The organism is Paenibacillus tyrphae, assembly GCF_024158745.1.
Lineage (GTDB): Bacteria > Bacillota > Bacilli > Paenibacillales > NBRC-103111 > Paenibacillus_G > Paenibacillus_G tyrfis_A.
Genome location: NZ_JAMZAW010000033.1, coordinates 79705 through 90892 on the forward strand (window position 1 = coordinate 79705; position 11188 = coordinate 90892).

Sequence of the window (11188 nt, forward strand, 5' to 3'; positions counted from 1 at the left end):
GGACGATCGTATGGATAGCATGCTGGAAGATCTCATCAACGAAATGAAGAAAGCCATTGAGCAATGGTTCGAATTCATTGGCGATAAGGATGCGGAACAAATTGTGAAGCGTACCCCGCTGCAGGTCGGGATTCATGACTACGGTCTGCTGGAGTACGCCAAGGGCAGAGTCAGCGTGACGGACTCGGAGCTCGATTTCTTGTCGCCGAAAGTCAAGACTCGGCTGGGTGAGCCTGCCGAGCCATTGTCGGAGGAACAGGTCCGGGAGCAGATCATCCCGCGCTTGGCTGCATTCATGCAGCAGCAATTGGACAGTCTTCCGTCCCCGGCTTTAATCGATTATAACTTTACACTCTGGGGAAAGTTTCGCGTGCAGGAAGGCGAAGTGACGCTCCCTATTCTCCAGCATATCGATGAGGCGAAGAAGAAGCGGCTGCTGAATTCCATCGCTTCTTATATCCAAACGAAGCTCGATGACGGGAAGTACCCTACCAAGCCGCTGGAGACGTTCTTTCTCTCCAGACACTTGCTCGACGAGAAATTATTTCCCGACCTAGATGCAGGGCGGATCCTTTCCGTGTTCGAGAACATTTTGGAGCTGAATAAAGGGAAGAAAGAGCGGCTTGCCGAGCATCGTTCGAATATCGTGAACGCTCTGCGGAATTGGGTGGAGGAAACGTTTCTGCCCCGTTATTTCGAGATTCGGAAAGAGCAGTGGAATGAAGCCGAGTATACGAGAAAAAGCGATATTAAACTCGAAGATACCGAGCAAGGGCCGATTGAGCTGCTGTTATATACGGCGGTGTCCATTATTAAATATGAGCCTTCTTACAGCAAAAGCACGGGGCTTGCCTTCCTGGAACGGGCCGTCGAGCTGGGAAGCGCCAGGGCATCCCGCTACCTGAAGGAAGGCAGCGGAACGTTTGCCAAGGAAGATGTACATGTCCGCGACGAGTTTGTGGAATGCACGGCCAATGACGTTTTCTCTACCGTAACGATTACCATTAAGCAGGAAGCCGAGGAGAGCTACGCGCGTGCGCTGCGGTTTATTTGCCGCTTGCTGCAGCAAGGGTTCCCCAAAAACTATCAGATTAAGCTGAAATCCGGCGTCAAGCAGTTTTTGCCCATCAAAGGATTAGCGAAGTCAGGGACACATCGTTTCTTCGCCAACGCCATGGAATACCCGAAGCTGCACCCGCTGCTGGAGGAATATGCCCGCGAAGCGATGGAAGAGTTCGAATGGTATGCGGATACGGAAGACGAGAAGAGCTGCATGCCGGGCAGCTATGCCGTCTTCGGCCTCGGCTTGGCGGACCGGAGTTACTTTGCGCTGGTAGAGGATTATATGAAGCAGGTGGATGACGAGCACCAGTCCGTGCAAAATGACTTCACGGTTGCTTTCGTCGAACGGTATGGCGTGAATGCGGAGACCATCCCCACGCTAGTGACGTGCTTGCTGCACAGCACCGACTCGATCAAGCTGAAGATCAAGCCCGCGATGGAAGAGGAAGCCAATACAAGACTGCTGCTCGAGCAGGTTAGCGGCCTTCAGCCTTATGAAGTGGAGCATATCGTCTATCCGATTTGGGGCGGCGTGGAAAAGCTTAAGACTGCCGGCGCCAAAGCCAAAGGGGAGAAGGCGGTATTGCTATCGGAGCTAGTGCAGGCTGCATCCTCCAAGAGAAGCCAGCGCTAGGCAACGTTAGAAGAAGGATAAGTGATATAGACAAGGCGAGGGTGCTATGGAAAGAACGTTAACGGACAGAATCAGCAACAAAACATGGTCGATTCAGCAAACCGGGAATCAAGTTCTTATCTCAAGCAACGGAGGCAAGGCGAAAGAAAAAGTCTTTGATGAGCCGGGGCAAGCGGCAAAGTATGTACAAAAGGAAACGTGGAGCAGGCTGAAAAAAGGGTTTGTGCTGCATAACCCGCAGGCAGGAGCCGGACAGCCGGTCCTGCACCGTTACATCGGAGGCGGCTACACCGGCTTTATGCCGCTGGCTGCGATGGAGGATACGAACACGTTCTTTTGCAGCTATGTGGTGGGCCAGTTTGAAAAAGAAGAGATTTATCTCATGGACGATCAAGGGGAGAAACAAACAACCTACGAGCTTCCGGGACAGCAGTTAATCTTAGATATGCGGCACTGTGCCGAACAGAACGTACTGCTGTTGAATATTGACCATCATATTGTCGGACTTTCTCTGGGCAATGGCGAGATGGAGCGATACACTCCCAAAATGCCGGCGAGCACGCTGTCGGTATCCGGCTCGACGGCGCTCTGGTACGATAAGTCCAGCCTAGTCGCCTATGATCTGGGGACGAATACCGTCCGCTATACGAGACAAGTGGAATGCGAGAAGTATGGCGGACATAGTACGCAGCTTTGCGCCGTACTGTCGCACGACGGCCGCCTGATGGCGTATTGTACACATACCGGTGAAATCGTAATCGTCGATATGACGACCATGCAGGAACATATGATCGCAAAAGACAAAAATGCGATGACGTCGAGCATGGCTTTTTCACCGGACGACCGATTGTTGTTCACGCAGGAGCAGTACGGTTCATGGTCGCTTAAGTGCTACGACCTGAGCACAATGACCGGATACAGGGACTGGATGACGACGGATATAAAAAGCTTTGCGATCCATGAACGCAGAAGACTGCTCGCCGTGTACAACTACGGCAAGATTCAGCTGTTCGACCTCCAGACGATGAAACCGACGATGTCGTTTGAGGTTGAGCATGTTGTGAAAAACTGCACCCTAACCTTTACACAGGATTACCTCGCCGTCTATACGGATTATGGCTGCGTGAGCCTCTATGCACTTGCATAACTAAAAAAACAAGCCGGAGCGCAATTTCGGTTGCACTCCAGGCTTGTTTTTCATTTGCTTTATAGCTGATCCGCATTTGAAGATGGCTTGCCATAGGGATCGAGATTTTCGTCTCCAATGATATCGACATAATCTTTGGCGCCTTCAGGAACCGTCAATAAATCTGCCGCTTCCGCCGTAGTCTCAAGATTTTCAATGCCTGTCTGAGTTTCTTTATCCATCGTTACCTCCTGTATTTATTCAATTGAATATCCATCCAATTTCTCACGATCTCCGATTTCTTGGGTATCGTCCGTTCTAAATCCGTCACGTTCGTGTGATGCAAGGTCCTCATAGACCGTTTCGGGATTTCCGTCCGTTTCTTTTTCCAGCTTATCTTGCGGCATGGCTTCATCTCCTTTACAATGGATATCATTTACAGCCGGTAGCATTTTTATTCTAATTAAAAAGACCGCCAAGCATGGCGGCCTGAGTGTTGAGAAAGTAGGCTTTTACAAAAATAGAGATGCATACGGAGGTGGGGTATCTACTGGAGGAGCGATAGCGTTCGCCTTTGTCTGCGGGAAATACCCGCTGTTAAGCGGCTTCAATCAAAATTTCCCGCGGACAACAGCGACCGGAAGTAGATACCCCACCCACTTGTATACCTCTACTATTTCAATTCACTACTTTCTCAACAAGCTCTCCGCCAAGCATGGAGGCTTACTTATCCTGTGTCCGGTAGACAACCAGGATCGTGCTTCTTTGATATTCCCCTTTGTCGGGTTTGCTTTTGATAATGGACCCGTAGCTTATACTTACAATTTGATCTTCCGCCAATGTGGCCAGAAATTCATTGCAGCTTTTCTCGGCAAGCCTGACGTCGGAATCAAGAAACTCTTTCACTTGAATCATGCTTTTCACCTTTCTTGGCTTATGATTTTGACCCGTCATACATTAAATGTAAAAAACCGCTTTCATGCAGTAAGGCATCCCGCCCGATAGAGTGGAATGCCTTACCAAATTGACCATAACATATAACAACTATGGAGTCAAACCTGCTAGATTCTAACGAAGAATCCTATCCTATTGTGGAAATGAAATTTTGAATTGGTTATGATAGGAGGGGAAACCATACGAGAACCGGATACGAGGAGAGCGAGCACATCCTAATGAGATATAATGGCATTCGTGAGATCATCGAAAGAGAGCCTTCGAGGCATCAGTTTGAAAAAATATCGGAAGCGGAGCTGGAAAAAGAAATCATCGACGGGATTCCGCAAGATTTTGTTGATTTTTTGAAAGAAATCGGTCAGGGGACTTTGGCTGATGAATTTTTCCAATTTTTCGGCTGTTTAGTGCAGGCTGATGAGTTTTACGATGAGTTAATTCGTGAAGAAGACCATGAAGAGCTCAAAGACGTTCTACTATTTGGACGTATATGTACCGGCGATGCGGTAGGTTTTTTAACAACGGATGAGTGGTCTATTGTCGAAATATGGCACGACGATGATCTAACCCTTCATCCCGTAGAGGAAGCGACATTTGAGGAATATATCAATCATTTGTTTTCGCCCAAAGGAGAACATTAAATGGATGAGAAATTGCTTAAAAAAATTGTAATGAACGTCCCCTTTTCCTATCCGCTGGCGGAAGGAACCACGATTCAGAAAAATGCCAACGATCCGAAGCTGCAAGTGAAGTGCTGTTATCTTACCGTCGTAAATAAAAGCGATCATACGGGAATCGAGGTCTTTATTAAACCGGACACCTATTTCTTGATTACGAAGGCCACTTATAATTATGACACCTTTGAAATGACAGTGGTCAGGCAGCTGGAGAATATCTCCGTTCATTATAATGAACTTCCGGATTACATCGGGCAAGAAAATATGAACCTGATTGACGACCGGCTGTCTTATTATTTGTTTAAATCCCTGTAGCGGGAGAAAATACATTTTTCATGACGATGATCATTTTCGGGAGCGTGGAGACCTCATGGCCTGGATACTGGATAATGCCGTCGACCGTCATAAAGAAGCACCGTATACGTTTTATATTCCGAGCGATGAAGTCTTGGACCGGCTGCAGGCGGGCGACTTGGTCAAGCTCATCTTTATGGCGGAAGAAACGCTGGATAACGGCTGTGGAGCCGAAAGAATGTGGGTAAAAATTGTCGAGCGGAATGCGTCCGATTTCCGTGGGGAATTGGTCAATCATCCGGTATACTTAGAATCTCCGCAGTATGGAGATACGATTTGTTTCAACACGGTACATATTTGCAGCACGCAATTAGAGGACCCGAGCTCGAAAGAAATGGATTATTATTACGATTACAAGGTCATCGTGAGTCATGACGTTCTGGAGAGAGAACAATTTAATTTTATGATGAAAGATGAGCCGAACAACGAACAGGACACGGGATGGATGTTTTTCAGCGGGTACGAGGATGACGACTATAATGCGGACAGCGCAAATTTTCAAGTCGTTTCCTTGGGGGTCGTATTAAATATGGACGATTCGATCATTCCCTATCTGGATGCCGAGCCTTCGAGCGCCTACGAAAGAGACTTGGAATCCGGCAAGTTTGTATTCGTCGAAGATTATGATTGGGACGCGTACTACAGTGAATAGCGAGACTATAGAGTGTACGAATAAAGCTTGCCAAAGGGGGTCATAAATGATGGTAGAATGTCCACACTGCACGAAGCCTACGGCGTTCCAAAGGCACTGTTCCCATTGCGGAACCATTCTGCAGCATACGGTCGAAGAGAAATTCGAGCTGCTTAGCGAGGCTGTCGAGAAGGCGCTGAAGAAAGAACGCCAAAAGCGAAAAAAGAAGAGGCGGATCAAACTGCTTATTGCCGGAGTCGTCATTTTACTGGCCGTTTATGTGGGGGTAAAAAGCGTCGGAGCGTAAAAAACATGAAAAGAGGGGCAAGCCATGAAAAAAGATGAGTTCGGAAACCGAATGAAGGAGTATGAACATGCGTTTCGGCACAGCTTGCCTCGCCGTCTTCCGATTATTGTCAGAATCGACGGCTGTCATTTTCATTCTTTTACCCGTGGCATGAAGAAGCCCTTTGACGAGATATTGACCCACGCCCTGTGGGAAACGTGCAAGTACCTTGCGCAAAATATCATGGGATGTAAAATCGTGTATCATCAAAGCGACGAGATTTCCTTATTGCTCACCAATTATGATAAATTAACAACCAAGTCATGGTTCGAGAACAATATCCAAAAGATCGTTTCCGTATCCGCCTCCATGGCCACGGCAAAGTTCAACGAAGAGATGCGCAAGATCGATCCGGATACGCCTTTGGCGACTTTCGACAGCAGGGTCTGGGTGCTTCCGCACGATGAAGTCACCAATTATTTTGTCTGGAGACAGCAAGACGCCACGAAAAACAGCATATCGATGGTGGCCCAGGCCAACTTTCCGCATAAGGAACTGCAAGGACTCGATGGAAAGCAGCTTCAAGACAAGCTCTTTCTGGAGAAAGGAATCAATTGGAACGATCTGCCTGTATGGCAGAAGCGCGGAGTATGCATCACCAAGCAGCAGTACTATAAAGGCGAAGCCTTAAGAAGCAAATGGGATGTGGATTACGAGACGCCGATCTTCTCGCAGCATAGGGAATACGTGAATCAGTATGTTTATTTGGACGAGGGGGAGTAGGCTTGGAGTGCGTCCTGTTCATTGGAATTCAGGCTTCCGGCAAATCGACCTTCTACAAAGAAAAGTTTTTTAATACGCACATCCGAATTAACTTGGACATGCTCAAGACCAGACACCGGGAAGATATCTACGTGGCCGCCTCCATCGAAGCGAAGCAGCCGTTCGTCGTCGATAATACGAATCCCACCGCCGAGGACCGAAAAAAATATATTGAGGCCGCGAAGAAGGGGAGGTTCAAGGTGACCGGCTATTATTTTGAGCCGGATTTTGCGGAATCCATGAAGCGCAATGAACTGAGGGCAGGGGCCGAAAAGATTCCGGAAGTCGGCATAAAAAGCGTACTTAAGAAGTTGACCCCGCCCAACGCCGATGAAGGATTCGACGAATTGTACAAAGTGATTTCGCAGAACGGCAAGTTTATCGTATCAGAGCTATAACCTTATAAAAGGAGAATGTGACATGCCGGATTTAACTAAAGCGATCCTCATCGCCACAGCCGCTCATCAAGCTCAGTTGGATAAAGGCAACCAGCCTTATATTCTTCACCCGTTACGTTTGATGCTAAAAGCGCCGGATAATGACTCAAGAATCGTTGCCGTTCTGCACGACGTTATCGAGGATACGGACGTGACGATGGAATCCCTCAGGCAAGAAGGCTTTGCAGAGCATGTTCTGGAGGCTCTCGATTGTCTTACACGCAGAGACAACGAGACCTATGAGGAATTCCTTCAGCGAATCAAGCCCAATGCTTTGGCCAGATATGTGAAGCTCTTGGATCTGGAAGACAACCGGGATGTCCGAAGAATAAAGAACATTTCGGAAAAAGATTTCGCGCGCTTGCAAAGGTACGAGAAAGCCGTAAAATACTTACTTTCCAGAAGCCAGTAACTACTTAATTTACGGTAATTTTTCTTAGTGCCGTTAAGGTTCGCAGTCTGGCGAGCAGATGTCTTCGTTCGGACTCGTTCATCATGAATTTCAGGCCGTAATGATAGAGCGCGTTCGTTGATTGCAGCTGCCAGCGAATCGAACCGTTAAGCTTCAAAAGCTCTTCTTGCAGCTGCACATGCAGAATGATCTGCAGCTTGTTGCTGGCCGCGTTCAAATTTAAGGGAGTCACGATTTTGCACCCCGAGTTGCTGATATCCATCAAGGTTGCTTTGACCGGTGTGCTCGACGTTGACTTGCCGTTAATATTCGTGACTTCGAAATAGCAAACTAACGGAGTATTTAAACTATATCTAAAAGCATCGCTTCGCTTGTTTGGATACATGACGCACCGCCTTCAATAGTATTGGATTGCTGCCCCACAATTGGTATGGTTTATACATATATCGGTAATTATGATCATTTATTTAATGTTTTAATATCATGTTCCCTTATATGTCAGCTTTACAAATCTACAAAAATAGATATAATGATGCGTATGGATCCTTCATTGATATATAAAGCGTTGTCTAACGAGACCCGTCGTCAAATTATGGTGTGGTTAAAAGACCCGGAGCAATATTTCGATAAGACCCCTTATATCGAACACGGGATCGATTTCCGCATCGGCGTGTGTGTATCGGATATTCAAACGAAAGCGGAGCTTGCCCAATCGGTCGTGTCCAACTATTTGTTAACGATGCAAAAAGCCGGCTTGTTGGAAGCGGAGCGGTATGGAAAGTGGACGTTTTATCGTCGGAACGAAAAGACCATTCAGCAATTTGCCGAGTATATTCGGGCCGAACTTTAGAAAGAAAGGAGAGTCTCTCTTTTTTTTATTTTTATGCATATTCATATCTAGATATATGTATTTGAAGATTACATAGGAAATGGAGATTTGTGAGAGATGAACAAGATCAACCCTTTGCTTATCCTCGTTCTGGCACTAGGCGTATTTGGAATTATAACGACGGAAATGGGAATTGTCGGGGTACTGCCCCAAATTACGCAGAAATTCAACATCACCGCTTCGCAGGCCGGATGGCTGGTCAGCATATTTGCTTTGGTCGTTGCAGTCTCAGGTCCGTTCCTGACGCTGCTCGCCTCCGGCATGAACCGTAAATTCATTCTATTGACCGCCGTGCTGTTGTTTGCGATTTCCAATATCGTGTATGCTTTTACGACGAGATTTGACGTCATGCTCGCTTTCCGGATTATTCCGGCTATTGTTCATCCCGCTTTCTTTTCGGTTGCGCTTGTCACGGCAGCATCGCTCGTTTCTCCGGAGAAAAGCGGGCAGGCGGTCACCAAGGTTTTTGCCGGCATTACGGTCGGGTTTGCCTTCGGCGTGCCGTTGACTTCCTATCTGGCGGAGCGGGTCTCGCTGGAAGCCGCTTTCCTGTTCGGGGCTGTCGTCAGTCTCGTAGCCTTTATCGGGATTTGGGCTTGGCTTCCCTCGATGCCGGTTCAAACAAAGCTGTCTTATGGCGCACAGCTCGGTATTTTACGCAAGCCTGCCTTGTGGCTTAATATCGCCGCAGTGACGAGTATATTTGCCGCGATGTTCTCGGTATACAGCTACTTTGCCGAATATCTCGGACAAGTCACCCATATGAACGGCTCCTGGATCAGTATGATGCTGATGGTGTTTGGAGTGATCATGATTTTGGGCAATTTCTTATTCGGAAGCTTTTTGCAAAAGAGCGTTCTTCGAACGACGGTCCTTTTTCCTGTAGTTTATGCTGGGGCTTACCTGCTGATTTACTATGCGGGAGGGTATTTCATTCCTATGATCGCGATGATCCTGCTGTGGGGGATCGTGCATTCCGGCGGGCTTATTGTCAGCCAAAGCTGGCTTATGACCGAGGCGCAGGCGGCTCCTGAGTTCGGCAACAGCCTGTTTGTCTCTTTCACGAATCTCGGCATCACGATCGGGGCGTCGGTCGGCGGCTGGTTTATCGGGCAGTTGGGAATCCATCAGTTGATGTGGAGCGGAATTGGGTTTGCCCTGTTGGCTTTCCTGCTCATCGCCGTAAAAATTAAACGGTACAGCACGACAGCTGTGGTCAAAAAGCAGGGGACTGCAACGCCGTAGCCGGTCAGCGCTTTAGCCGCAGGATTTTATAGCAAGTTTTTTCTTTCTTCCAGGTGTGCTAAACTTAATAGATAAGGAATGACCTCTAGGACCAAACTCGGAAGAAAGGAGCTCTGACCGATGCAAATTTCCGATTTTCTGTTCCCCAAGGACAAAGTGGCCTATATTATCTCGTCCGCTACGATGCAGGAGGCCTTGGACAAGCTAGAACAAAGCCAATACACGGCAATACCCGTGATTGATGGGGAGGGGAAATACATTGGCACCCTCTCGGAAGGGGATCTATTCTGGAAGATGAAGAATACCCCCGGATTGAGCTTTCAAAACATGGATACAATCAAGGTGCATGAAATTAAACGCCGTATTCATAATGAGTGCGTTCCGATCAATGCGCACTTGGACGATATGCTTCATCTGGCTGCCGATCAGAACTTCGTTCCCGTCGTAGAAGACAACCGGATCTTCATCGGGATTATCCGGCGCAAAGATATCATTGAGTACTATACGAATAATATTACGGACTAGCAGCTGGGCTTTTCGAAACTTGCTTTCAAACTAAATCCCCTCTAAGCAGCATTCTGGAAAAAGAGTGCGCTTGGAGGGGATTTTTCATTGTTTAAGATGTTGTAAATAGTAGAATAAAAGTAAATATAATATAAAATTGTAAAATATTATTGTTAAAATGGCAATATTATGCTATTTTGAGTTTAGTATATTGTGCACATTATACTAAACTATCATTAAGGAGTGACTTTATGAAAAAGCTTTTGATTTCCGCTATGGTTACACTCACCTTGATGGCCCCTACGAACATTTTTGCAGCTTCCCCCGATTCTGTTGCTTCCATTGCAGCGGCTGAAAATAGCGGCTCTGCTTGGGTTGCGAGATTTCCCGGTTCCAAAAGCGTAGATGACCTCAACGACCCGTTCAAAAGCAATGTCAAAAGATTCATAGCCGCACTTCAAGAGGCAGGCATTTCAACAAGCATCGAATCTACTTATAGACCGGAAGAACGGGCTTATTTGATGCATTGGTCGTGGAAGATTGTAAATAAGAAGGTAAGTCCGAAGGATGTGCCTGCCAAGGCCGGCGTGAATATCAAATGGGTACATGATAATGATGATGCCAATTACAGCAAATCGATCGCCGGAGCAAAAGCAATGGTAAACGGCTACGGGATTTCTAACTTGAACGTAGCACCGGCTCTGAACTCGAACCATATCGCAAGAAACGCGATAGATCTTGGTACGTCTTGGTCGAAGTCCAGTGTTGTGATCACGGATGCGAACGGTAAAAAAGTAACGATCGATTCCGGCGCCAAAAATAGTACAAACGCAACGTTAATTTCCGTAGCCAAAACCTATGGCCTGGTCCATTACACACCTGTAAACGACGATAAAAACCATTTTTCGCCTAACGGGCACTAGTTTGCACTCAAGAGTCGATTTATTCGACTCTTGTGCTTGTCGAGAAACCAGCTTCGCGTAGAAATTCTCCACATACACCGGTGGGGTATATCCCTCCAGCCGCTCTTGAAACCCGTGAATTTGATTAGAATTTGCGGGATTTTCACGGGCTTCAAAGGCGGACGTAAACTCTTACGGGATATACCCCACCTCTATTTGTTTGAGATTTTCTACTTCTTGGGTCTCAACATCCTGG

The 11188-nt window shown here is 47.2% G+C and carries 17 protein-coding genes; 13 read left to right on the forward strand and 4 right to left on the reverse strand.

What is annotated here, in order from left to right; genetic code table 11:
* Positions 1-10 precede the first annotated feature (10 nt).
* Positions 11-1696 (forward strand): DUF6138 family protein, encoded by a 1686-nt coding sequence (locus NI000_RS32715; protein WP_253415513.1) that lies wholly within the window; start codon positions 11-13, stop codon positions 1694-1696.
* Positions 1697-1742: 46 nt separating this feature from the next.
* Positions 1743-2843: a WD40 repeat domain-containing protein gene (locus NI000_RS32720; protein WP_253415514.1), complete on the forward strand. Its 1101-nt coding sequence runs from the start codon at positions 1743-1745 to the stop codon at positions 2841-2843.
* A gap of 59 nt (positions 2844-2902) precedes the next feature.
* Here the strand turns inward: NI000_RS32720 and NI000_RS32725 are convergent, their stop codons facing one another.
* The 3 genes from NI000_RS32725 to NI000_RS32735 form a co-directional block, all read right to left on the reverse strand.
* Complete coding sequence (locus NI000_RS32725) at positions 2903-3064, reverse strand: hypothetical protein (RefSeq protein ID WP_167670071.1); 162 nt, start codon at positions 3062-3064, stop codon at positions 2903-2905.
* Between the two features lie 15 nt (positions 3065-3079).
* Positions 3080-3229, reverse strand: coding sequence for a hypothetical protein (locus NI000_RS32730; RefSeq protein WP_253415515.1), 150 nt, complete (start codon positions 3227-3229; stop codon positions 3080-3082).
* A 316-nt stretch (positions 3230-3545) separates the two neighbouring features.
* The gene (locus tag NI000_RS32735) at positions 3546-3776 is read right to left on the reverse strand and encodes a sporulation protein Cse60 (RefSeq protein ID WP_253415516.1); all 231 of its coding nucleotides are present in this window, start codon (positions 3774-3776) and stop codon (positions 3546-3548) included.
* Positions 3777-3994: 218 nt separating this feature from the next.
* On the opposite strand from NI000_RS32735, the gene NI000_RS32740 reads away from it, so the two are divergent.
* From NI000_RS32740 to NI000_RS32770, 7 genes are read left to right on the forward strand one after another with little or no spacing between them, the layout of a single operon-like run.
* A complete protein-coding gene (locus tag NI000_RS32740; RefSeq protein ID WP_253415517.1) occupies positions 3995-4414 on the forward strand; it encodes an SMI1/KNR4 family protein in 420 nt (139 codons plus the stop codon).
* Positions 4415-4765, forward strand: coding sequence for a hypothetical protein (locus NI000_RS32745; RefSeq protein ID WP_253415518.1), 351 nt, complete (start codon positions 4415-4417; stop codon positions 4763-4765).
* Positions 4766-4820: 55 nt separating this feature from the next.
* Positions 4821-5456, forward strand: a complete 636-nt coding sequence (locus NI000_RS32750; protein WP_253415519.1) for an immunity protein Imm33 domain-containing protein — start codon at positions 4821-4823, stop codon at positions 5454-5456.
* 49 nt (positions 5457-5505) lie between these two features.
* Positions 5506-5742 (forward strand): hypothetical protein, encoded by a 237-nt coding sequence (locus tag NI000_RS32755; RefSeq protein ID WP_253415520.1) that lies wholly within the window; start codon positions 5506-5508, stop codon positions 5740-5742.
* 24 nt (positions 5743-5766) lie between these two features.
* Entirely contained in the window at positions 5767-6504 is a 738-nt protein-coding gene (locus tag NI000_RS32760; RefSeq protein WP_253415521.1) for a tRNA(His) guanylyltransferase Thg1 family protein, read from the forward strand.
* Between the two features lie 2 nt (positions 6505-6506).
* A complete protein-coding gene (locus NI000_RS32765; RefSeq protein WP_253415522.1) occupies positions 6507-6941 on the forward strand; it encodes an ATP-binding protein in 435 nt (144 codons plus the stop codon).
* Positions 6942-6963: 22 nt separating this feature from the next.
* The gene (locus NI000_RS32770) at positions 6964-7392 is read left to right on the forward strand and encodes a GTP pyrophosphokinase (RefSeq protein WP_253415523.1); all 429 of its coding nucleotides are present in this window, start codon (positions 6964-6966) and stop codon (positions 7390-7392) included.
* Between the two features lie 4 nt (positions 7393-7396).
* Here the strand turns inward: NI000_RS32770 and NI000_RS32775 are convergent, their stop codons facing one another.
* Complete coding sequence (locus tag NI000_RS32775) at positions 7397-7777, reverse strand: PilZ domain-containing protein (protein WP_253415524.1); 381 nt, start codon at positions 7775-7777, stop codon at positions 7397-7399.
* 153 nt (positions 7778-7930) lie between these two features.
* Here NI000_RS32775 and NI000_RS32780 point away from each other — a divergent pair, with 153 nt between their 5' ends.
* The 4 genes from NI000_RS32780 (at position 7931) to NI000_RS32795 (ending at position 10953) form a co-directional block, all read left to right on the forward strand.
* Complete coding sequence (locus tag NI000_RS32780) at positions 7931-8242, forward strand: ArsR/SmtB family transcription factor (RefSeq protein ID WP_253415525.1); 312 nt, start codon at positions 7931-7933, stop codon at positions 8240-8242.
* A gap of 96 nt (positions 8243-8338) precedes the next feature.
* Positions 8339-9526: an MFS transporter gene (locus tag NI000_RS32785; protein ID WP_253415526.1), complete on the forward strand. Its 1188-nt coding sequence runs from the start codon at positions 8339-8341 to the stop codon at positions 9524-9526.
* A 120-nt stretch (positions 9527-9646) separates the two neighbouring features.
* Complete coding sequence (locus NI000_RS32790; RefSeq protein ID WP_253415527.1) at positions 9647-10051, forward strand: CBS domain-containing protein; 405 nt, start codon at positions 9647-9649, stop codon at positions 10049-10051.
* 230 nt (positions 10052-10281) lie between these two features.
* Positions 10282-10953, forward strand: a complete 672-nt coding sequence (locus NI000_RS32795) for a hypothetical protein (RefSeq protein ID WP_253415528.1) — start codon at positions 10282-10284, stop codon at positions 10951-10953.
* Positions 10954-11188: the final 235 nt, after the last annotated feature.

Excerpts from the sequence above, each read along its gene's own strand:
- NI000_RS32715 (WP_253415513.1), top strand. The coding sequence starts at position 11 with ATGGATAGCATGCTGGAAGATCTCATCAACGAAATGAAGAAAGCCATT.
- NI000_RS32720 (WP_253415514.1), top strand. The coding sequence starts at position 1,743 with ATGGAAAGAACGTTAACGGACAGAATCAGCAACAAAACATGGTCGATT.
- NI000_RS32725 (WP_167670071.1), bottom strand. The coding sequence starts at position 3,064 with ATGGATAAAGAAACTCAGACAGGCATTGAAAATCTTGAGACTACGGCG.
- NI000_RS32730 (WP_253415515.1), bottom strand. The coding sequence starts at position 3,229 with ATGCCGCAAGATAAGCTGGAAAAAGAAACGGACGGAAATCCCGAAACG.
- NI000_RS32735 (WP_253415516.1), bottom strand. The coding sequence starts at position 3,776 with ATGACGGGTCAAAATCATAAGCCAAGAAAGGTGAAAAGCATGATTCAA.
- NI000_RS32740 (WP_253415517.1), top strand. The coding sequence starts at position 3,995 with ATGAGATATAATGGCATTCGTGAGATCATCGAAAGAGAGCCTTCGAGG.
- NI000_RS32745 (WP_253415518.1), top strand. The coding sequence starts at position 4,415 with ATGGATGAGAAATTGCTTAAAAAAATTGTAATGAACGTCCCCTTTTCC.
- NI000_RS32750 (WP_253415519.1), top strand. The coding sequence starts at position 4,821 with ATGGCCTGGATACTGGATAATGCCGTCGACCGTCATAAAGAAGCACCG.
- NI000_RS32755 (WP_253415520.1), top strand. The coding sequence starts at position 5,506 with ATGGTAGAATGTCCACACTGCACGAAGCCTACGGCGTTCCAAAGGCAC.
- NI000_RS32760 (WP_253415521.1), top strand. The coding sequence starts at position 5,767 with ATGAAAAAAGATGAGTTCGGAAACCGAATGAAGGAGTATGAACATGCG.
- NI000_RS32770 (WP_253415523.1), top strand. The coding sequence starts at position 6,964 with ATGCCGGATTTAACTAAAGCGATCCTCATCGCCACAGCCGCTCATCAA.
- NI000_RS32775 (WP_253415524.1), bottom strand. The coding sequence starts at position 7,777 with ATGTATCCAAACAAGCGAAGCGATGCTTTTAGATATAGTTTAAATACT.
- NI000_RS32780 (WP_253415525.1), top strand. The coding sequence starts at position 7,931 with ATGGATCCTTCATTGATATATAAAGCGTTGTCTAACGAGACCCGTCGT.
- NI000_RS32785 (WP_253415526.1), top strand. The coding sequence starts at position 8,339 with ATGAACAAGATCAACCCTTTGCTTATCCTCGTTCTGGCACTAGGCGTA.
- NI000_RS32790 (WP_253415527.1), top strand. The coding sequence starts at position 9,647 with ATGCAAATTTCCGATTTTCTGTTCCCCAAGGACAAAGTGGCCTATATT.
- NI000_RS32795 (WP_253415528.1), top strand. The coding sequence starts at position 10,282 with ATGAAAAAGCTTTTGATTTCCGCTATGGTTACACTCACCTTGATGGCC.